The organism is Serratia sp. Tan611 (assembly GCF_905188235.1).
Taxonomy (GTDB): Bacteria; Pseudomonadota; Gammaproteobacteria; order Enterobacterales; family Enterobacteriaceae; genus Serratia_B; species Serratia_B rhizosphaerae.
Window position 1 is genome coordinate 4,815,447 of record NZ_LR994655.1, and the last position, 21,201, is coordinate 4,836,647.

General features: G+C 56.9%; 21 protein-coding genes. 12 read left to right on the forward strand and 9 right to left on the reverse strand.

What is annotated here, in order from left to right:
• Positions 1-52: 52 nt before the first annotated feature.
• The 3 genes from cpxR (at position 53) to trmL (ending at position 2,685) form a co-directional block, all read left to right on the forward strand.
• Entirely contained in the window at positions 53-751 is a 699-nt protein-coding gene (cpxR, locus tag TAN611_RS22730) for an envelope stress response regulator transcription factor CpxR (RefSeq protein WP_015962335.1), read from the forward strand.
• Positions 748-2,136: an envelope stress sensor histidine kinase CpxA gene (gene cpxA / locus TAN611_RS22735; RefSeq protein ID WP_105233063.1), complete on the forward strand. Its 1,389-nt coding sequence runs from the start codon at positions 748-750 to the stop codon at positions 2,134-2,136. The genes cpxR and cpxA overlap by 4 nt, the downstream gene beginning before the upstream one ends.
• Before the next feature lie 75 nt (positions 2,137-2,211).
• Positions 2,212-2,685 carry a tRNA (uridine(34)/cytosine(34)/5-carboxymethylaminomethyluridine(34)-2'-O)-methyltransferase TrmL gene (gene trmL, locus TAN611_RS22740; protein ID WP_160029463.1) on the forward strand — a complete coding sequence of 158 codons (474 nt, stop codon included), beginning with the start codon at positions 2,212-2,214 and terminating at the stop codon, positions 2,683-2,685.
• Positions 2,686-2,748: 63 nt separating this feature from the next.
• Here the strand turns inward: trmL and cysE are convergent, their stop codons facing one another.
• The 5 genes from cysE to TAN611_RS22765 form a co-directional block, all read right to left on the reverse strand.
• Complete coding sequence (gene cysE, locus TAN611_RS22745) at positions 2,749-3,570, reverse strand: serine O-acetyltransferase (RefSeq protein WP_105233065.1); 822 nt, start codon at positions 3,568-3,570, stop codon at positions 2,749-2,751.
• Between the two features lie 125 nt (positions 3,571-3,695).
• Positions 3,696-4,715 carry an NAD(P)H-dependent glycerol-3-phosphate dehydrogenase gene (gene gpsA, locus TAN611_RS22750; RefSeq protein ID WP_187043899.1) on the reverse strand — a complete coding sequence of 340 codons (1,020 nt, stop codon included), beginning with the start codon at positions 4,713-4,715 and terminating at the stop codon, positions 3,696-3,698.
• Positions 4,715-5,185, reverse strand: a complete 471-nt coding sequence (gene secB / locus TAN611_RS22755) for a protein-export chaperone SecB (RefSeq protein WP_105233067.1) — start codon at positions 5,183-5,185, stop codon at positions 4,715-4,717. Before secB ends, gpsA begins: the two co-directional genes overlap by 1 nt.
• 70 nt (positions 5,186-5,255) lie before the next feature.
• Complete coding sequence (gene grxC / locus TAN611_RS22760) at positions 5,256-5,504, reverse strand: glutaredoxin 3 (RefSeq protein WP_015962341.1); 249 nt, start codon at positions 5,502-5,504, stop codon at positions 5,256-5,258.
• A 30-nt stretch (positions 5,505-5,534) separates the two neighbouring features.
• Complete coding sequence (locus tag TAN611_RS22765; protein ID WP_105233552.1) at positions 5,535-5,969, reverse strand: rhodanese-like domain-containing protein; 435 nt, start codon at positions 5,967-5,969, stop codon at positions 5,535-5,537.
• Positions 5,970-6,226: 257 nt separating this feature from the next.
• Here TAN611_RS22765 and gpmM point away from each other — a divergent pair, with 257 nt between their 5' ends.
• Genes gpmM through TAN611_RS22780 form a run of 3 tightly spaced genes read left to right on the forward strand, consistent with a single transcriptional unit; the run spans position 6,227 to position 10,071 of the window.
• Complete coding sequence (gene gpmM / locus TAN611_RS22770; RefSeq protein ID WP_203067028.1) at positions 6,227-7,771, forward strand: 2,3-bisphosphoglycerate-independent phosphoglycerate mutase; 1,545 nt, start codon at positions 6,227-6,229, stop codon at positions 7,769-7,771.
• Positions 7,772-7,780: 9 nt separating this feature from the next.
• Entirely contained in the window at positions 7,781-9,115 is a 1,335-nt protein-coding gene (gene envC / locus TAN611_RS22775; protein ID WP_105233069.1) for a murein hydrolase activator EnvC, read from the forward strand.
• 2 nt (positions 9,116-9,117) lie between these two features.
• Positions 9,118-10,071 (forward strand): divergent polysaccharide deacetylase family protein, encoded by a 954-nt coding sequence (locus TAN611_RS22780; RefSeq protein ID WP_105233070.1) that lies wholly within the window; start codon positions 9,118-9,120, stop codon positions 10,069-10,071.
• A gap of 37 nt (positions 10,072-10,108) precedes the next feature.
• Here TAN611_RS22780 and tdh read toward each other — a convergent pair whose 3' ends face one another.
• Positions 10,109-11,134, reverse strand: a complete 1,026-nt coding sequence (gene tdh, locus TAN611_RS22785) for an L-threonine 3-dehydrogenase (RefSeq protein ID WP_187043897.1) — start codon at positions 11,132-11,134, stop codon at positions 10,109-10,111.
• A gap of 9 nt (positions 11,135-11,143) precedes the next feature.
• Positions 11,144-12,340 (reverse strand): glycine C-acetyltransferase, encoded by a 1,197-nt coding sequence (gene kbl / locus TAN611_RS22790; protein WP_105233072.1) that lies wholly within the window; start codon positions 12,338-12,340, stop codon positions 11,144-11,146.
• Positions 12,341-12,591: 251 nt separating this feature from the next.
• Here kbl and rfaD point away from each other — a divergent pair, with 251 nt between their 5' ends.
• The 6 genes from rfaD to galE are packed head-to-tail and all read left to right on the forward strand — an operon-like array spanning position 12,592 to position 18,985.
• Positions 12,592-13,524: an ADP-glyceromanno-heptose 6-epimerase gene (gene rfaD / locus TAN611_RS22795; protein WP_105233073.1), complete on the forward strand. Its 933-nt coding sequence runs from the start codon at positions 12,592-12,594 to the stop codon at positions 13,522-13,524.
• A 21-nt stretch (positions 13,525-13,545) separates the two neighbouring features.
• The gene (gene rfaF / locus TAN611_RS22800; protein WP_105233074.1) at positions 13,546-14,592 is read left to right on the forward strand and encodes an ADP-heptose--LPS heptosyltransferase RfaF; all 1,047 of its coding nucleotides are present in this window, start codon (positions 13,546-13,548) and stop codon (positions 14,590-14,592) included.
• 2 nt (positions 14,593-14,594) lie between these two features.
• Positions 14,595-15,560, forward strand: coding sequence for a lipopolysaccharide heptosyltransferase RfaC (rfaC, locus tag TAN611_RS22805; protein WP_203067029.1), 966 nt, complete (start codon positions 14,595-14,597; stop codon positions 15,558-15,560).
• On the forward strand, positions 15,557-16,720 hold the full coding sequence (locus TAN611_RS22810; RefSeq protein ID WP_203067030.1) for a glycosyltransferase: 1,164 nt from the start codon (positions 15,557-15,559) through the stop codon (positions 16,718-16,720). Before rfaC ends, TAN611_RS22810 begins: the two co-directional genes overlap by 4 nt.
• On the forward strand, positions 16,705-17,949 hold the full coding sequence (locus TAN611_RS22815) for an O-antigen ligase (RefSeq protein ID WP_203067031.1): 1,245 nt from the start codon (positions 16,705-16,707) through the stop codon (positions 17,947-17,949). Before TAN611_RS22810 ends, TAN611_RS22815 begins: the two co-directional genes overlap by 16 nt.
• Positions 17,950-17,968: 19 nt before the next feature.
• A complete protein-coding gene (galE, locus tag TAN611_RS22820) occupies positions 17,969-18,985 on the forward strand; it encodes a UDP-glucose 4-epimerase GalE (protein WP_203067032.1) in 1,017 nt (338 codons plus the stop codon).
• Positions 18,986-19,028: 43 nt separating this feature from the next.
• Here galE and TAN611_RS22825 read toward each other — a convergent pair whose 3' ends face one another.
• Both TAN611_RS22825 and TAN611_RS22830 read right to left on the reverse strand, forming a co-directional pair.
• Positions 19,029-20,066: a glycosyltransferase family 9 protein gene (locus TAN611_RS22825; RefSeq protein WP_203067033.1), complete on the reverse strand. Its 1,038-nt coding sequence runs from the start codon at positions 20,064-20,066 to the stop codon at positions 19,029-19,031.
• 50 nt (positions 20,067-20,116) lie between these two features.
• The gene (locus tag TAN611_RS22830; protein ID WP_203067034.1) at positions 20,117-21,079 is read right to left on the reverse strand and encodes a polysaccharide deacetylase family protein; all 963 of its coding nucleotides are present in this window, start codon (positions 21,077-21,079) and stop codon (positions 20,117-20,119) included.
• Positions 21,080-21,201: the final 122 nt, after the last annotated feature.

A 21,201-nucleotide genomic window follows, 5' to 3' on the forward strand; every position in this document is an offset into this window, starting at 1 on the left:
TCATGGAATGCCAACAGTTGATGACGTATTTTGCGTCAGGAGGTAAATCATAATGAACAAGATTCTGTTAGTTGACGACGACCGCGAGCTGACCTCGCTGCTGAAAGAACTGCTTGAGATGGAAGGCTTTAACATCGTCGTGGCCCATGACGGCGAACAGGCGTTGTCGCTGCTGGACGGCTCCATCGATCTCTTGCTGCTGGACATCATGATGCCGAAGAAAAACGGCATCGATACGCTGAAAGAGCTGCGCCAGCACCATCAGACCCCGGTAATTATGCTGACCGCCCGCGGCAGCGAGCTGGATCGGGTGCTGGGCCTGGAGCTCGGCGCCGACGACTACCTGCCGAAACCGTTCAACGATCGCGAACTGGTTGCGCGCATCCGTGCCATTTTACGCCGCTCTAACTGGAGCGAGCAGCAGCAAAGCGTCGACAGCGGCGCGCCGACGCTGGACGTCGATGGCCTGCAGCTGAATCCGGGCCGTCAGGAGGCCAGTTTCGACGGCCAGGTGCTGGAGCTGACCGGCACCGAATTTACCCTGCTGTACCTGCTGGCGCAGCATCTCGGCCAGGTGGTCTCGCGCGAACTGCTGAGCCAGGAAGTGTTGGGCAAACGTCTGACGCCGTTCGACCGCGCTATCGATATGCATATCTCCAACCTGCGGCGCAAGCTGCCGGACCGTAAAGACGGCCATCCATGGTTCAAAACCCTGCGCGGCCGGGGCTATTTAATGGTATCTGCAACATGATCAACAGTTTGACGGCACGCATCTTCGCCATTTTCTGGTTCACATTGGCGCTGGTGCTGATGTTGGTGCTGATGGTGCCCAAGCTCGACTCCCGCCAAATGACCTCGCTGCTGGACAGCGAGCAGCGGCAGGGGTTGATGCTGGAGCAACACGTCGAGGCCGAGCTGCAGCAGGACCCGGCCAACGACCTGATGTGGTGGCGCCGCCTGTTCCGCGCCATCGACAAATGGGCGCCGCCGGGCCAGCGTCTGATTCTGGTGACCAGCGAGGGTCGGGTGATTGGCGCGCAGCGTAACGACATGCAAATCGTGCGTAACTTTATCGGCCAGTCTGACAATGCCGATCACCCCAAGAAGAAAAAATATGGTCGCGTCGAGCTGGTCGGCCCCTTCTCGGTGCGCGATGGCGAAGACAACTACCAGCTTTATCTGATCCGACCGGCCAACAGCCCGCAGTCCGACTTTATCAACCTGATGTTTGACCGCCCGCTGCTGCTGCTGATCGTCACCATGCTGATCAGCGCCCCGCTGCTGCTGTGGCTGGCCTGGAGCCTGGCGAAGCCGGCGCGCAAGCTGAAAAACGCCGCCGATGACGTGGCGCGCGGCAATCTGAAACAGCACCCGGAGCTGGAATCGGGGCCGCAGGAGTTTCTGGCGACCGGCGCCAGCTTTAACCAGATGGTCAGCGCGCTGGAACGTATGATGACCGCGCAGCAGCGCCTGATTTCCGATATCTCTCACGAACTGCGCACGCCGCTGACCCGTCTGCAGCTGGCGACCGCGCTGATGCGCCGCCGCCACGGCGAGGGGCACGAGCTGGCGCGCATTGAGACCGAAGCGCAGCGGCTGGATTCGATGATCAACGATCTGCTGGCGCTGTCACGCGGCCAACAGAAAACCGAGCTGGCGCACGAGTTGCTGAAGGCCAACGAACTGTGGGCCGATGCGCTGGACAATGCCGGCTTTGAAGCGGAACAGATGGGCAAGCAGCTGACGGTCACCTCGCCGCCTGGCCCCTGGACGCTATTCGGCAACGCCGGCGCCCTGGACAGCGCGCTGGAGAACATCGTACGTAACGCCCTGCGCTATTCGCATACGCGCATTGAGGTGGCGTTCAGCGTCGATAATCAGGGCATCACCATTGTGGTTGACGATGACGGCCCCGGCGTCAGCGCGGAAGACCGTGAGCAAATCTTCCGTCCGTTCTATCGCACGGATGAAGCGCGCGACCGCGAATCCGGCGGTACCGGCCTGGGGCTGGCGATCGTTGAGGCGGCCATCGCCCAGCACCGCGGCTGGGTCAAGGCGGAAGACAGCCCGCTCGGCGGTCTGCGCCTGATCCTGTGGCTGCCGCTGCACCAGCGTAAACCTGCGCGCGATCATTAACCACAGCGCACCCGCTAGCGACAGTACCCCGCAATGTTTGCTATTCTGCGCCCCTCGTCATGAGGGGCTTTTTACATGTTGAACATTGTCTTATTCGAACCCGAAATTCCGCCCAATACCGGCAATATCATTCGCCTGTGTGCCAACACCGGTTTTCAGCTGCACCTGATTGAACCTCTGGGCTTCCCGTGGGACGACAAACGCCTGCGCCGCGCCGGGCTGGATTACCATGAATTCACCAGCATTAAGCGCCATGCCGACTACGCGGCATTCGTCGCCAGCGAAAATCCTCAAAGGCTGTTTGCGTTGACCACCAAAGGCACGCCGGCGCACAGCGCGGTCAGCTATCAGCCGGGCGACTATCTGCTGTTCGGCCCGGAAACCCGCGGCCTGCCGGCCGATATTCTGGATGCCCTGCCCGCCGGGCAAAAAATCCGCATTCCCATGCAGGCGCAAAGCCGCAGCATGAATTTATCCAATGCGGTGGCGGTGGTGGTGTATGAAGCCTGGCGACAGCTGGATTACGCCGGTGCACTGCTCAAGCAGTAACGCGGCGGACAATAAAAAGGCCGCACTGTCGGCGGCCTCTGGCGGGAATGGGTACGGCAGCGATCAGATGCCGTCGCCGTATTCAAAGCCGTGATTCGTACCGTTGAAATATTGATCCATATCCATTGACGGCTTGTCGCTTTCCGGGCGCCCCACGATACGGGCCGGCACGCCGGCAGCGGTCGTGTGCGGCGGCACCGGGCGCAGCACGACGGAGCCGGCGCCGATTTTCGCACCTTTGCCCACTTCGATGTTGCCAAGGATTTTCGCGCCGGCGCCAATCATCACCCCTTCACGGATTTTCGGGTGGCGATCGCCGCTGGTTTTGCCGGTACCGCCCAGCGTGACCGACTGCAGGATGGAGACGTCGTTTTCCACCACCGCCGTTTCACCGATCACGATGCCGGTGGCATGGTCGAGCATGATGCCGCAGCCAATTTTCGCCGCCGGGTGAATATCAACGCCGAACGCGACGGAGATCTGGTTTTGCAGATACACCGCCAGCGCCTGACGCCCTTCGTTCCACAGCCAGTGGCCGATACGGTAAGACTGCAGCGCATGGAAGCCTTTGAGATACAGCAGCGGCGTAGAATATTTGTCCACCGCCGCATCGCGCAGCCGCACCGCCAGAATATCACTCGCCGCCGAGGCGATCATCTGCGCGTCGGAACGGTAGGCGTCTTCCACCACTTCCCGCACGGCAATCGCCGGCATGATCGGATTCGCCAGTTTATTCGCCAGAATATAGCTGAGCGCGCTGCCCAGATTTTCATGTTTCAGCAACGTCGCATGGAAAAAGCTAGCCAGCATCGGTTCACAATCAGCCAGCGCTCGCGCTTCCGCTTTAATGTTGCTCCAAACCTGCTCTAACTCATCTGACGACATTGTTTTCCTCTCTGGCTCTGACTTGCAAAACAAACCGCCTCGCCGCATGCGGCAAGGTAATACGTGATAATACAGACGCCCCTTTCAGGGCGCGTCCTCTGGCCCAACGCCATGAGCCGTTAACATCAGGCGCTGTGCTTTTCGTCCTTGCGCGTACGCCCCAGCAGGCTTACCGCCGCTTCGCGGGCATTTTTATCGCAATACAGCACCTGGTAAATCTGTTCGGTAATCGGCATTTCCACGCCGTGACGCTGTGCCAGCGCCAGCACCTCTTTGGTATTGCGGTAGCCTTCGACCACCTGACCAATACTGTCCTGCGCGGCTTTCACGTCCATGCCCTGCCCCAGCATAATACCGAAGCGGCGATTGCGCGATTGATTATCCGTGCAGGTTAACACCAGATCGCCCAGCCCCGCCATGCCCATAAAGGTGGCCGGATCGGCGCCCAGCGCCGCACCCAGACGGCTCATCTCCGCCAGGCCGCGGGTAATCAGCGCGGTGCGCGCATTGGCGCCAAAGCCGATGCCGTCGGACATGCCGGCGCCGATGGCTATCACGTTTTTTACCGCTCCGCCCAGCTGCACGCCGATAAAGTCCGGGTTGCTGTAAACACGGAAGCTTTTGCCGCAGTGCAGTAGCTGCTGCAAATCATCGGCAAACTGTTCGTCGGTCGCCGCCAGGGCAATGGCCGTCGGCAGCCCCGCCGCCAGCTCTTTGGCGAATGTCGGTCCGGAAACCACCGCCAAAGGCACCGCATCGCCCAGCTCATCACGCGCTACGTCCTGCAGCAAGCGTCCGGTTTCCGCCTCCAGCCCCTTGGTGGCCCACACAATACGTGCGTCCACCCGCAACAGCGGTTTCAGCTGGCGCAGTACGTCGCCGAAGACGTGGCTCGGCACCACCACCAGCACATCGCGGCTGGCCGCCAGCGCGCGCGCCAGATCGGCCTCGAGCAGCAGATTATCAGGGAAAGGCACATCAGGGAGAAACGCCTGATTGCAACGCTCGCGCTGCATTTTGGCGATGGTGTCGGGGTTATGCCCCCACAGCACGACGGGGTGGCCGTTACGCGCCAGCGTAATGGCTAATGCGGTGCCGTACGAGCCGGCACCGATAACGGTCATTGAAGCATTGACTGTTTTCATCAGGCATCCTGATGTGGTTCGGCACCTTCGCCCTCTGCCTGCTGCTGCAGATAGTTCATGAACAGCGCATCGAAGTTGACCGGTGCCAGGTTCAGCTGCGGGAAAGTACCGCGGGATACCAGGCTGGTGATGCACTCGCGCGCATACGGGAACAGAATGTTCGGGCAGTACGCGCCCAGGCAGTGCGCCAGCTGAGTGCCGTCAATGCCGGCAACGGAGAAAATGCCCGCCTGCTGAACTTCACACAGGAATGCGGTTTCTTCACCCAGAGATGCCGTCACGGTAACACGCAGCACGACTTCATACACGTCGTCCGCCAGTTGGCTGGATGCGGTATCAAGATCAAGTTTAACTTCCGGCTGCCATTCCTGCTGGAAAACCTGCGGTGCATTCGGTGCTTCAAAAGAGATGTCTTTGGTGTAGATACGTTGGATCTGGAAAGCCATCTCGGTGCTGTTTTGTTCTGACATGTCGATAATACCCTTGGTTAAACGTCCTTATTGATACTCAGCAATATTGATGTGAACTATGGCCGGTCGCTTAAAGCAGCGGATCCAGACCACCTTGCGCATCAAGTGCATATAAATCATCGCAGCCGCCGATATGCTGGCCGTCGATGAAAATTTGCGGCACGGTGGTTCGCCCACTGCGTGCAATCATCTCTTCACGTTTTACGTTATCGCCGTCGATGGCGATCTCGTTGAACGCGGCGCCTTTGCTGTTCAGCAGCGCCTTGGCGCGATGGCAGAACGGGCAGGTCGCCTTGGTGTAGATGTCGATATTAGCCATGGAAGCCACCTCTACGACGTTAAAACGTGATTATTTACCGCGCACCAGCGGCAGGTTATCGCCGCTCCAGCCGGCAACGCCGTCTTTTAGCGTGCTGACGTTGGCGAAACCGGCGGCGCTCAGGCTTTCCGCCGGCGCGCGCGACGTGGTGCCGTTGGCGCAGGTTACGATAATAGGCTGGGATTTGTGTTTTTCCAGCTCGCCCAGGCTGCCGCTTTTGATTTCGCTCGCCGTCAGGTTGATGGCGTTGGCAATGTGCCCCTTGCGGAAATCTTCACGGCTGCGGGTGTCGACCACCACGGCATTTTCTTTGTTAATCAGACGGGTAGCTTCGCCACGAGTGATATCTTTAACCTTGGAGAAACGGCTTTTGAAGGTCATCACAATCACCGCAACCAGCAGGGCGATCCAAGCCAGGCTCAGTATGGGATGCTTGCTAACGAATGGCATAATTTCTTGCAGCATGAGGCGTAACAACTCTCGTTAGTTAAGGGAAAAATAAGTCAAGGCTCCAGAGTATACCTGCCGAATGCGTCAATTACAGCCAATTAGCATGCGCGATTGCAGAAACTGCGGACGCCGCCGGGAAATTATCTTCCTCACGACAAAAAGTGGCCGGCTGTTCGCCGTAAGTTTGATCTCTTTGGGCTCTTTACGCGCAGCCATCCGCTACTATCACCCCCTTTTCAGGCTGACATATTTACAGCAACGAGGTTAATACAATGTCAAGCAACAAAAAGCCCATGGTGCTGGTGATTCTGGATGGTTACGGCCATCGTGAAGAGCAGCAGGACAACGCCATTCTCAACGCCCGCACGCCGGTGATGGACCAGCTGTGGCAACAGCGGCCGCATACGCTGATCGCCGCCTCCGGGCTGGATGTCGGCCTGCCTGACGGCCAGATGGGCAATTCGGAAGTGGGCCACGTCAACCTTGGCGCCGGCCGCATCGTCTACCAGGATCTGACCCGGCTGGACAAAGCGATCGCCGACGGCGAGTTCTACGCCAACCCGGTGCTGACCGCGGCGGTGGATAAAGCTGCGCAGGCCGGCAAAGCGGTGCATATTATGGGATTGCTGTCGCCGGGCGGCGTCCACAGCCATGAAGAGCATATTCTGGCGATGGTGAAGCTGGCCGCACAACGCGGCGCCAGCGCCGTGTACCTGCACGCATTCCTGGACGGCCGCGACACGCCGCCGCGCAGCGCCGATGCCTCCCTGCAGCGTTTTAGCGAGGCGTTCGAGCAGCTGGGCGTCGGCCGTATCGCCTCCGTCATCGGTCGCTATTTCGCCATGGACCGCGACAACCGCTGGGACCGCGTGCAGCTGGCCTACGACCTGCTGACCGACGCCAAAGGCGAGTTTAACGCCGACAGCGCCGGCGCCGCGCTGCAGGCCGCCTACGTCCGCGATGAAAACGACGAGTTCGTCAAACCCACGGTCATTCAGGCCGCCGGCGAAGCCAGCGCCGCCATGCAGGATGGCGATGCGCTGATTTTCATGAACTTCCGCGCCGACCGCGCGCGCCAGATCGCCCGCGCCTTTGTCGACGCCGATTTTAACGGTTTCCCGCGCGCCAGAGTGGTGCAGTTCGCCGATTTCGTGATGCTGACCGAATACGCCGCCGATATCGACACCGCCTGCGCCTACCCGCCGACAGCGCTGACCAACACCTTTGGCGAATGGCTGATGAAGCACGACAAAACCCAGCTGCGCATCTCCGAAACCGAAAAATACGCCCACGTCACCTTCTTCTACAACGGCGGCGTGGAACAACCGTTCGCCGGTGAAGATCGCATTCTGATTAACTCGCCGCAGGTAGCCACCTATGACCTGCAGCCGGAAATGAGCTCGGCGGAGCTGACCGAGAAACTGCTGGGCGCCATTCACAGCGGGAAATATGACGCCATCATCTGCAACTACCCCAACGGCGATATGGTCGGCCACACCGGCGACTATGACGCCGCGGTCAAGGCGGTGGAAACCCTGGACAACTGCATCGCACAAATTGTCAAAGCGGTGGAAAGCGTCGACGGACAGCTGCTGATCACCGCCGACCACGGCAACGCCGAACAGATGCGCGACCCGCAGACCGGCCAGGCGCACACCGCGCATACCAGCCTGCCGGTGCCATTAATTTACGTCGGCAAACCGGCGCACGCGGTCAACAGCGGCAAGCTTTCCGACATTGCGCCAACCATGTTGGCGCTGATGGGAATGAAAATCCCGCAAGAGATGACTGGTAAGCCGCTGTTCATCGTGGAATAATCCTACTCCATGAGGGAGAAGGCGTATTTTGCACTATCAAGGGTAACCCGAGGCGCAAAAGCCGGCAGCCAGCTGCTGCCGCAACGCGTTGCACCACGGAAGTTGACCACACTGTGCGCCAGCGTGTTGTACGCTGGCGTCTTGCTGTTGCCGTTATCCGGCCATGCCGCCGACGACAACAAAAGCCAGCTTAAAGACATCCAGCAAAGCATCGCTGAGAAAGAAAAAGCGGTTAAACAACAGCAACAACAGCGCAGCAGCCTGCAGGACAAACTCAAGCAGCAGGAAAAAACCATTGCGCAGGCCAGCCGTTCCCTACGTAGCACCCAAAGTACGCTAAATTCTCTGGGCAAAGACATCTCCGGTCTTAACGCCTCTATCGCCAAGCTGCAAAAGCAGCAGACCCAACAGCAAAATATCCTGTCCAAACAGCTGGACGCCGCATTCCGTCAAGGGCAGCACAGCGCCGTACAGCTGATCCTGAGCGGTGAAGAGAGCCAGCGCAGCGAGCGCATCCTGGCTTACTTCGGCTATCTGAACGATGCGCGTCAGGAAAATATCGAAGAGCTGAAGCAAACCCGCGCGGAGCTGGCGCAGCAAAAAACCACGCTGGTCGCCAAGCAAAAGCAGCAAAAGTCCCTGCTGAGCGAACAGCAGGCCCAACAGCAGAAGCTGGAGCAGGCGCGCAGCGCGCGTAAGAAAACCCTGAGCGCACTGGAAAGCTCGCTGGAAAAAGATCAGCAGCGCCTGAGCGAACTGCGTCAGAACGAAAGCCGCCTGCGTGACAAGATCGCCCGCGCCGAACGCGAAGCCCGCGCCCGCGCCGAGCGTGAAGCGCGTGAGGCCGCCCGCGTACGCGAGAAAGTGCGCAAGAAAGAGCAGCAGGCGAAGAAAACCGGCACCCGCTATAAACCTAGCGAAAGCGAACGCTCCCTGATGGCGCGTACCGGCGGCCTGGGACGTCCGAACGGGCAGGCCTACTGGCCGGTGCGCGGCAGCACCCTGCATCGCTTCGGCGAACAGCTGCAGGGCGAGTTACGCTGGAAAGGGGTAGTCATCGCCGCGCCGGAAGGCAGTGAAGTCAAGGCGATCGCCGACGGTCGCGTACTGATGGCCGACTGGCTGCAAGGCTATGGCTTGGTAGTCGTGGTCGAGCACGGTAAGGGTGATATGAGCCTGTACGGCTATAACCAGAGCGCGTTGGTGAACGTGGGTGCGCAGGTGCGCGCCGGCCAGCCTATCGCCTTGGTGGGTACCAGCGGGGGTCAGGGAACGCCGTCGCTCTATTTCGAAATTCGTCGCCAGGGTCAGGCCGTTAACCCACTGCCGTGGTTGGGAAGATAGATTTGCGCTACCTCAAAACACGAAGCGCCGTACTGATTGGTTCCCTGTTGCTGGCCGCGGCCGCGCAGGCTGGCAAACTGGCGATTGTGATCGATGACGTCGGCTACCGGCCTCATGAAGAAAACGCCGTGTTGCAAATGCCGCTGCCAATCTCGGTGGCGGTACTGCCCAATGCCCCCCATGCCCATCTGATGGCGACCCGCGCCCATGCGCAGGGCCGCGAGGTGCTGATCCATATGCCGATGGAGCCGCTCAGCAAACAGCCGCTGGAGCGCGATACCCTGCGGCCGTCCATGAGCAACGACGAGGTGCAGCGCATCATCCGCAATGCGGTGAACAACGTGCCGTATGCGGTAGGGATGAACAACCATATGGGCAGCGCCATGACCTCCAGCCTGCCGGCCATGCAGAAGGTGATGCAGGCGCTGGAAAGCTATAACCTGTACTTCCTCGACAGCATGACCATCGGCAACAGCCAGGCCACCCGCGCCGCAGCGGGTACCGGGGTCAAGGTGATCAAGCGGCGGGTATTCCTCGACGACACCGCCAGCGAAAGCGATATCCGCCACCAGTTCAACCGCGCCATTGCGCTGGCGCGCCGTAACGGCTCCACCATCGCCATCGGCCACCCTCGACCGGCCACGGTAAAAGTGCTCAAACAAATGCTGGCGACGCTGCCCGCCGATATCGTGCTGGTCAGGCCGAGTTCACTGCTGAACGCACCGCAGGGCGGCAGCGCTATGCCGCCGAGCAAACCGCCGCGTCCGACGCAGCCGAAAAACCCGTTCAACAACGGTATCAAGCAGTGCAAGGTGAAAGCGCCGAAGGAGCAGGAAAAAGTACATGCCGGCACGGCGCTGGCCGTGATTGGCGAAAGCATCGCCCAGTCGCCGGTGGTGACCTTTATCAAACAGCACTGGCCAAGCTGGCCGCGCGCGTCAGAGAAGCAGTCATAATCCAGGGCGGAGCGTGCTCCGCCCTGTCGTCAGCACATCAATCCCAGCTCAGCACCACTTTCCCGGATTGCCCGGAACGCATGGCGTCGAAGCCCTGCTGGAATTCGTCAATCGAGAAACGGTGGGTAATGATCGGCGTCAAATCCAGCCCGGACTGGATCAGCGCGGCCATCTTATACCAGGTTTCAAACATTTCACGGCCATAAATACCTTTAATAAACAGCCCCTTGAAAATCACCTGATTCCAATCGATCGACATATCGGAAGGCGGAATCCCCAGCATGGCGATGCGACCGCCGTGATTCATGGCGTTCAGCAGCGTACGGAAGGCCGGCGGCGCGCCGGACATCTCCAGGCCGACGTCAAACCCTTCGGTCATACCCAGCTCGTTCATCACGTCGCTCAGGTTTTCCTGACTGACGTTCACCGCGCGGGTAACGCCCATCTTGCGCGCCAGCTCCAGGCGATATTCATTCACGTCGGTAATCACCACGTTGCGGGCGCCTACGTGCTTACATACTGCCGCCGCCATAATGCCGATCGGCCCGGCGCCGGACACCAGCACGTCCTCGCCCACCAGATCGAACGAGAGCGCGGTATGCACGGCATTGCCGAACGGGTCGAAAATTGACGCCAGCTCATCGGAGATATTGTCCGGGATCTTGAAGGCGTTAAACGCCGGGATCACCAGATATTCGGCAAACGAGCCGGGGCGGTTGACGCCCACGCCCACGGTGTTGCGGCACAGGTGCGTACGGCCGCCGCGGCAGTTGCGGCAGTGGCCGCAGGTGATGTGTCCTTCGCCGGATACGCGATCGCCGATATTAAAGCCTTTCACTTCCTGGCCAATCGCCACCACTTCGCCCACATATTCATGGCCAACCACCATCGGTACCGGAATGGTGTTCTGTGACCACTCATCCCAGTTATAGATATGCACATCGGTGCCGCAGATCGCGGTTTTGCGAATTTTGATCATGACGTCGTTATGCCCCAGCTCCGGCTGTGGCACATCGCTCATCCAAATCCCTTCTTCCGCTTTCAGTTTAGACAGTGCTTTCATGGTTTTACCTTATGCAATAACGCCAAGATCTTTGCCGATACGCGTAAATGCCTCAACGGCGCGTTCAATTTGCTCCGGTGAATGGTCGGCGGACATTTGGGTACGGATGCGCGCCTGATTTTTCGGCACCACCGGATAGAAGAAACCTGTTACGTAAATGCCTTCCTTGAGCAGCGCATTGGCGAAATCCTGCGCCAGTTTCGCATCTCCCAGCATCACCGGGATGATGGCATGATCGGCGCCGGCCAGGGTAAAACCTGCGGCGGTCATTTTTTCGCGGAACAGACGGGCGTTGCTCCACAGGCGGTCGCGCAGCGCATCGCCCTCTTCCAGCAGTTCCAGCACTTTAATCGACGCGGAAACGATCGCCGGCGCCAGCGAGTTGGAGAACAGGTACGGGCGCGAGCGCTGACGCAGCCACTCCACCAGCTCTTTTTTCCCCGCGGTGTAGCCGCCGGAAGCGCCGCCCAGCGCTTTACCCAGGGTGCCGGTGATAATGTCGACGCGCCCCATCACCTCGCAATACTCGTGCGTGCCGCGGCCATTGGCACCGACAAAGCCTACCGCGTGAGAGTCGTCCACCATTACCAGCGCCTGATATTCATCCGCCAGGTCGCACACGCCTTTCAGGTTGGCAATCACGCCGTCCATCGAGAACACGCCGTCGGTGGCGATCAGGATATGACGCGCGCCGTCGGCCTTCGCCTGCTTCAGCTGCGCTTCCAGTTCGCTCATATCGTTGTTGGCATAGCGGTAGCGTTTGGCTTTACACAGGCGCACGCCGTCGATGATAGAAGCGTGGTTCAAGGCATCGGAAATAATGGCGTCTTCCGGCCCCAGCAGGGTTTCAAACAGGCCGCCGTTGGCGTCAAAGCAGGAAGAGTAAAGAATGGCGTCTTCCATACCGAGGAAGTCAGCCAGCTTCTGTTCCAGCTGTTTATGGCTGTCTTGCGTGCCGCAGATAAAGCGCACCGACGCCATACCGAAGCCGTGGCTGTCCATGCCGGCTTTCGCGGCCTCGATCAACGCAGGATGGTTCGCCAAACCAAGGTAGTTGTTGGCGCAGAAATTGATAACGTGGCTGCCGTCCGCCACGGCGATATCGGCCTGTTGCGCGGAGGTGATAATACGTTCCTGCTTAAACAAACCTTCGGCACGGGTGGCGGCAAGTTGTTGTTCCAACTGCTGATAAAACGACGCAGACATTCTGTTATCTCCAGGATTGGCTCATTTTCAACATATTTTACTGATTTGTAACCGGACTGACGATAATACGCCGGAGAGAATATGAAAAATGCAGCAGATATCACGGCAGCGCCCGGGCAACCGCCAGCGTGGTTCCTTCTAAGGATTATCGGAGCCCATCCGATGTTTGCAACGATATGAAATGCTATTATAGGCGTCATATAGCGTGGGGTATTGTGCCCCACCAGGCAGAATAAACAGGGGTAAGCCCAATGATTATCGTCACTGGCGGCGCCGGCATGATCGGCAGCAACATCGTTAAGGCACTGAATGACAAAGGGTATCGTGACATTCTGGTTATCGATAACCTGAAAGACGGCACCAAATTCGTCAATCTGGTCGATCTTGATATTGCCGACTATATGGATAAAGAAGATTTTATCGCCAGCATCGTCGCCGGCGACGACTTCGGCGATGTTGAGGCGGTGTTCCACGAGGGCGCCTGCTCCGCCACCACCGAGTGGGACGGCAAGTACATGATGGATAACAACTATCAGTACTCCAAAGATCTGCTGCACTATTGCCTGGATCGCCAGATTCCTTTCCTGTACGCCTCTTCCGCCGCCACCTACGGCGGCCGCAGTGAAAACTTTATCGAAGAGCGTCAGTACGAGCAGCCGCTGAACGTTTACGGCTACTCCAAATTCCTGTTCGACCAGTACGTGCGTGAAATTCTGCCGGAGGCCGACTCTCAAATCTGCGGCTTCCGCTATTTCAACGTTTACGGCCCGCGTGAAGGCCACAAAGGCAGCATGGCGAGCGTGGCCTTCCACCTCAACGGCCAGATCGGCCGCGGCGAGAACCCGAAACTGTTCGCCGGCAGTGAAAACTTCAAGCGCGACTTCATCTACGTCGGCGACGTGGCAGCGGTCAACCTGTGGTTCTGGCAGAACGGCGTCTCTGGCATCTTCAACTGCGGCACCGGCCGAGCGGAAACCTTCCAGGCGGTGGCCGACGCGGTGGTGGACTTCCACCAGAAAGGCGCGGTGGAATACATTGAGTTCCCGGAAAAGCTGAAAGGCCGCTATCAGGCTTATACCCAGGCCGATCTGACCAATCTGCGTGCTGCGGGTTATAACGCCTCGTTTAAAACCGTGGCCGAAGGCGTCAAAGAGTACATGGCCTGGCTCAACCGCACCGCTTAAGCTGAAGGGAATCTGCACGGTATGAAAATACTGGTTATCGGCCCTTCCTGGGTTGGCGATATGATGATGTCGCAAAGTCTTTACCGCACCCTGAAGGCCGAGTACCCGTCAGCAGAGATCGACGTCATGGCTCCGGCCTGGTGTCGCCCGCTGCTGGCGCGGATGCCGGAAGTCAATCAGGCGCTGGCGATGCCCCTCGGGCATGGCGCGCTGGCGATCGGCGAGCGTCGCCGCCTTGGCCACACGCTGCGCGCCAATCGTTACGATCGCGCCTATGTACTGCCGAATTCGTTTAAATCCGCCCTGGTGCCGTTCTTCGCCCAGGTGCCGCTACGTTGCGGCTGGCGCGGCGAGATGCGCTACGGCCTGCTGAACGATATCCGCGTATTGGATAAAGCCGCTTTCCCGTTAATGGTCCAACGCTATGTGGCGCTGGCCTATGATAAACAGCGTATTCACAGCGCCACAGATCTGCCGCAGCCGCTGTTATGGCCGCAGCTGCAGGTCAGCGATGAAGAGATAGCCGAGACTACCGCCTCCTTTAATCTGACCGACGCCCGTCCGTTGATTGGTTTCTGCCCCGGCGCGGAATTCGGCCCGGCCAAGCGCTGGCCGCATTATCATTACGCCCGGCTGGCGCAGATGCTGATCGACCAGGGCTATCAGATCGCCCTGTTCGGCTCGGCCAAAGACCACGAGGCCGGCGAGCAGATCCGCACGGCCCTGGCGGACGCGTCGCGCGGCCACTGTATCAACCTGGCCGGCGAAACCCAGCTGGAACAGGCGGTTATCCTGCTGGCCTCCTGTCAGGCGGTGGTCAGCAATGACTCCGGTTTAATGCACGTTGCAGCGGCGTTGAACAAACCGTTGATAGCCTTATACGGGCCGAGCAGCCCGGACTTCACTCCGCCGCTGTCGGACAAGGCCAAGGTGATCCGCCTGATTAGCGGCTATCACAAGGTGCGCAAAGGCGATGCCGACCAAGGCTATCATCAGAGCCTGATCGATATTCAGCCGCAACAGGTGTTAGACGCGTTAATGCCGCTACTGGCCGACAGCGAGGAATAACCATGCAGGTGTTGATCGTCAAGACCTCGTCCATGGGGGATGTACTGCATACGCTGCCGGCGCTGACGGATGCGATGAACGCCATCCCCGGCATTCGTTTCGACTGGGTGGTAGAAGAAGGTTTCCGCCAGATCCCCACCTGGCATCCGGCGGTGGATCGGGTGATTCCGGTCGCCATTCGCCGCTGGCGCAAAAACTGGTTCGGCAGTGAAACCCGTCAACAGCGCTGCGACTTTAAACGTCAGCTGCAAGAACGCGATTATGATGTGGTGATCGATGCGCAGGGTCTGATCAAAAGCGCCGCGCTGGTGACCCGCGTCGCCAAAGGCAGCAAGCACGGTCAAGACTGTAAAAGCGCGCGCGAACCGTTTGCCAGCTGGTTTTACAACCATCGTCATTACATTGATAAACAGCAGCACGCGGTAGAGCGTACCCGCGAGCTGTTCGCCAAAAGCCTCGGCTACGCCAGGCCCGAAACCTATGGCGACTATGCCATCGCCGCCCGTTTTCTCAGCCAGCCGCCGGCGGATGCCGGGCAATACCTGGTGTTTCTGCATGCCACCACCCGCGATGAGAAGCACTGGCCAGAAGAAAACTGGCGCGAGCTGATCTCGCTGGTTGCGCCAACCGGGCTGCGCATCAAGCTGCCATGGGGCGCCGAACACGAACACCAGCGCGCGCTGCGCCTGGCGGAAGGCTTCCCGCATGTCGAGGTGCTGCCGAAACTCAGCCTGGAGCAGGTTGCGCAGGTGCTGGCCGGCGCTAAAGGCGTGGTGTCGGTGGATACCGGCCTCAGCCATCTGGCCGCCGCGCTCGATCGGCCGAACATTACGCTGTTCGGCCCGACAGATCCGGGATTGATCGGCGGTTACGGGCAGAACCAAATGGCAAAAAAATCATCGGACAACATGATGAAGACTATTTCAGCAAACGAAGTGTTTACCCTGCTGCAGGAACCAAGGCCATGAAACGGTTACACGTAATCAATTTAGAGAAAATGGGTGGCGCCGAGAAAATTTTCCTGCAGTTCTTACATAACGCGACGGCCGGCAGCGATAGCATACTTTGCATCAGTAATAAAATCGGGCCAGAAATAGCCAGTGAACTGGGTGATACGCCCCTGCTGTTTGCCAACCGCATCATCAATGACCGTACTCTGAAGTATCCGGTGTTTCTACGTAAATCCGCGTTACTACGCAAAATCGAAAAACAGCGGGCCGACCTGGTGATCTTTTGGGATTTCGTCCCCAATCTGGCGCGCAAAATACGCAATAGCAAAACGATTTATTACGATCATGGCTGCTCTTGGCGTTTCCCGCTGAATGCGAAAACATTGGGATTTTTCGAAAAAGTAGACGGCTGCATTGCTGTCAGTTTCGCATCCAAACGCGTATTAGAGGAACGTTTTAAGCTGACCTGCCCGATAGAAATCGTCAGCAACTGCGTACCGCCGCCAAGCGCGATCTCTCCCAAAACCGTGGCGCCGACAACGCGTGTGGTGTTAGGTACGGCTTCCCGTCTCGTCTCACTGAAAGGTATTGGGGTTTCTATTCTGACGCTGAATGCCCTACGGCAAAAAGGTATCGACGCTGAACTGTACATCGCCGGAAAAGGGCCTGATGAAGCAAAGTTACGTGAACTAGTCACAAAACTGGGTGTTGAGAAATACGTTCATTTTCTGGGATTCCAACAGGATTTAACGTCATTTTTTGACCGTATCGATTTTTACATCAGCTCTCCGGTGACGGAACCTTTCGGACTCTCCTGCATGGAAGCGTTATATCACACCGTGCCGGTTATCTTTCCGCTGATAGATGGGCAACCTGAGGTCATTCCCGATGGAGAATGCGGCATCGGTATCGCGCCAACGCTGAGCTTCGAACAATATCGTTTATTAACCGGGATAGAAATAGACTTTCCTCATCAGGTTTTCAATACGGTAACGCAAAAAATGACGCCGCCTTTAGTCTTATCGCCTGAGGATTGCGCACGTCAAATCATTAATATAATTGAACAAAACAGTTACCTGACGCTCAGCAATAATGCTCTGCGCCATGCCAATGGGGCATTTGACTACACCCGTTTCGTTAAAGAGTTAGAGCGGAGTTTTGCATGCTTCGTAAATTAAGCGCCGCCAATCTGGCTGCCATTTCTTTTTTATTCGCCATTATCGCCGCATCAACCAGCTTAACCGATAGTACTATTACTCGGAATGCGTTTTATTTAGCGGTACTTTTTGCCATTGTGGCCTTTATAAGCAGCAGGCCCCGGGTACTTTCCCGCGATGCCATACTGATATCTGCCGCAATATTTTGCATCGGGTTAAGCCAGGCAGTTTGGCTCTTGCGCTTCCCTGCAACTATTACGCCGTATAACGAATATCTGACCAGCGCGACGCGCTTGCTATGCGGCGCCGTGCTGGTTATTACGCTGGGCTCATTACAGAACAGCCTCAGTCAGAACGTAAAAAACTTTTCCAAGGGATTGCTGATATTCGGTTTCTTTTACACATCAGGAGTCGGGATTTATCTTCACGCCCAGAATCCTGACATGCGACTCGAGATCAATACCGTCGCCACAATTACCGCATATATTTACACGCTGCAGTCGTTATTAACGATATACGTCATAACAAACACATCATGGCGCTATAAGTCCATAAGTACAGTTATCGTTATATTATTAACCATATGGGTTATTTTATTGACAGAAACGCGCACAGCTCTATTAATTTACCCGGTGTTATTGTTGATATTTTTCTGCCGCCGCCAACACATGACGGTGAAAACGATCTTGTCATTCGGCCTGCTCATCACCCTCATGGTAGCGGCGGCCTGCCATCTGTTTACTACGGCGACGGAGCGTCTCACCAATACGGTCAATGAACTCAGCAATTATCAAAAAGGTAATGGCGATTCTTCGCTCGGCTCACGCATCAGCATGTGGAAAGCTGGCATCCACGCCATAGAACAAGCGCCGGAAGGGCAAAGCGCCACTCACCGATTGGATCTCGCGACGCAGTACATCGAACAGCATGAAGGAGGAAACCCGGAGGCGCTGCGCAACATCGTCTACCACCTCCATAATGATTTCATTGAGGCCGGCTCTTTACAGGGCGCCGCCGGCATTATCGCATTAGTATTTTTCTTTGCGTTGATATCCGTCGCCAACATCAGATACATGCATACACACGCTATGTTACTGTTGCTTATCTTGCCGACGCTTATTATTGGCATGGTAGATACATTATTTATCGATCATCGCTTTGTAACCAGCCTGACGCTGATGTTGGTTATCTACCTCATCCTGCAGCCTTCCCGACGAAGCACTCCGGGTTCCGGCATACAGGAAAACTGACTTTAACACGAGGAAATCCATGGCTATTTTAGTTACCGGAGGCGCCGGCTACATTGGCTCACATACCGTCCTTAGCTTGTTGGAGCGTGATGAAGACGTCATTGTCATCGATAATTTATCTAACGCCTCGGCAGTCTCTTTACGGCGCGTTGCTCAGATCACAGGCAAGGAAGCAACGTTCTATCAAGCCGATGTCATGGATCGTGCAGCCCTGCAGCACATTTTCGCCTCACACAATATTACGGCCGTCATTCACTTTGCCGGTCTGAAATCGGTTGGCGAGTCAGTCAGAAAACCTATTGAATATTATCAGAATAACATCACAGGCACTCTGGTTTTGCTGGATGAAATGCGTCGGGCCGGCGTTTATCAATTCATTTTCAGCTCCTCCGCCACGGTATACGGAACGCCAAAACAAACCCCGTTGTTTGAAACCTCAGAAACCGGCGGTACAACCAATCCTTATGGCACATCCAAATTTATGGTCGAGCAAATCCTGCAGGACTTTGCCAAAGCAGAGCCGGAGTTCAGGATTACAATTTTGCGTTATTTCAACCCTGTCGGCGCCCATCCATCGGGGCTGATTGGTGAAGATCCACGGGGTATCCCCAACAACCTTATGCCCTATATTGCTCAGGTCGCCATTGGCAAATTGGAAAAACTGGCGATATTTGGCAACGATTATCCTACACCTGACGGCACCGGCGTACGAGATTACATCCATGTGATGGACCTTGCAGAAGGACATCTGAAAGCGATAGAGCATATCCACGCTCACAACGGCGTTGCCGTTTACAATCTCGGTACCGGCGTTGGATATTCCGTATTACAGATGTTAAGGATGTTCGAACAGGTGTCAGGTCGCCAAATTCCCTACCAAATCGTCGCTCGCAGACCTGGCGATATTGCCGAATGTTGGGCGGATACATCGCTAGCCGCGAGCCAACTGGGCTGGAAAGCACGGCGTAATTTGGAAGACATGCTGCGTGACGCCTGGAACTGGCAACAACAAAACCCGAAAGGGTACACGCTATAGCGTCCAGAAAGATGAAAAGAGCGCAATACGCGCTCTTTTATGCTCAGATAGCCAGCATTCGCTCAGCGCGAGTAAAAACTTCGCTGACGGATATCGCCCTCAGCGGAGCCTGCTCGTCAACTACCCGCGGGTCCTCCAGCGGCAAGTAAATATATTCATGACGGCCTTTATCCTGATAAGGCCCGCTGCGACGTGGATTTTCAGTCACGAACAGACTTAAGGTCGGCACCCGCAATGCTATCGCCAGGTGCAATGGCCCGGTGTCGCCCGTCACCAGTAAATCCATCGAGGCGATAACCCCCAACAGCTGCGGCAAGGACGTTTTTCCCACATGGCTGGTGATTTTATCCCGCAGCGTCGGTTCAACATGCTGCATCAACGCTTCCGCCAGGCATTTTTCAGGCGCGGAGCCGATCAGCACAATTTCAATGCGGCTATCGCTGGCTATCAGCCGCTGTGCCAATTCCGCGTAATATTCCGGCGGCCAGCAACGGACAAGCGTTGACGCGCCCAGTTGGAAACCGATACGTATCACACCTTCTGCCTTTGGATGTTTCTCATAGGCGCAGGGCAACGCCATCGCCACATTATCCGTTTCACACCCCAGCGCGCTAGCCAGCTTCATTTTACGCGCAATGACATGCTCATCGAATTCATCCAAGCCGTAAGTCAACCAGCGGTCCATCTTGCCGACCGGTTTGGCATAGTTATCGCGCACAATATATTGGCATCCGGCCATCGCGGCGCTGACAATGTCATACGGTAAGTGGGAATGCAGTAAAATCGCCAGCTGCGGCCTACGCTCTTTAGCCTGCTTAACCAAAGTAAACATATCGCTGGCTTTATTGGTCCAGAACAAGACATCATCAAAAAAATCACGCGTCGTGATCAGGTCTTTATATTTCGGATGCACCACCAGCGTAATCTTTGCTGACGGGTAACGCTGACGAATCGCCCGCAATGCCGGCGAGTTGAACATATAGTCACCCAGCGCCGTCGTTGAATACACCAGAATGCTGTCAAAGTTTGTCGTCGATAAAGTCCGTTTTTTTTCCGGTGTCGCCAACGCCTGACGGAACAACAGTCCGAGCAGAGAATCGCTCAGCCCAATTTTGAATTTCTTTTTCTCTCTCATTTTTTACCGACTACACCCTGATAATATTCAGCCAAGGTTTTCCCTACCGCAATGCCGTGCATCCAACTAAAGAACTGCTCCAAATCACGATACAGCGCCTCAATATCCTGCTCATTTTTGAACGTCGGGCTACCGCCGGGCATAAACTCCGAGGAGTGCAGCATAAACTCAACGTAATCATTGCCTTCCGCCAAAGAGAGTTCAGCAACCCGCTTCATCTGCGCCAGATTATTGCCGCTCGGACGCAGCCAGTGCACCGACGGTGAGCGCCGCTTGCCGCGCAGGCGATCGTAGCCCTGTTTAATCGCGTTCATCGCCCCGGAATGCTTGTATTGAATGCTCATCGGCACTTCCAGCAGGCCGGACTGGCCCGGCCGCGCAATATTTTGCGGATCGATAAAGTAGGCGTGTGACGGAAACGCCCGATAGTCGGTGCCGCCGTTGCCCTGCGGGTTGCCCGGCGAATACTGCCAGTTGACCCGTGGCGTGACCGAACAGTCGACCTGATAGCCATATTCCAGCAGCAGCTCGGCGTAATACTCGTTGAAAGCCCAGCGCCCGGCGCGGTGGCTCAGCATTTTAGTCTGGAAGGCATCTTCCAGCAGCTTGGTCATATGGTCGACCTTGGCGCGGATTTGGTCAGCCGGATACTCAATCAGATAAGGCTTATGCCGCCAGTCATCATCGGTCAGCGGCGTCAGCGGCGGGCTGTTCCAGGCGTGCAGATGCATACCCACTTCGCCGGTGCCGCGCGCAATCACATCACGGGCAAACTCGACGTATTGCGGGTCGACCGCCATTTCATAATTGGTGAGATAAACCGGTTTAAACGCATATTTCTCACACAGCGCCTGAAAGCGAGGTAAAAAGCGGGTATTGTCAGTCGTAATACGATCGTGGTTCTGCCACAGGTTGTCGCCTTCAGTATCTATCGTGATGAGAAATGCCGGTTTAGTCATAAATATCGCGCCTGATATCAATAATATACAAACATGTTACGCAGCCAGCCAGCCGTGAGCAAACGACTTCGCCGTCAGGTTTGGACAACGGCGCAACGGATTTGTCTCGTTTATCGTGCTAT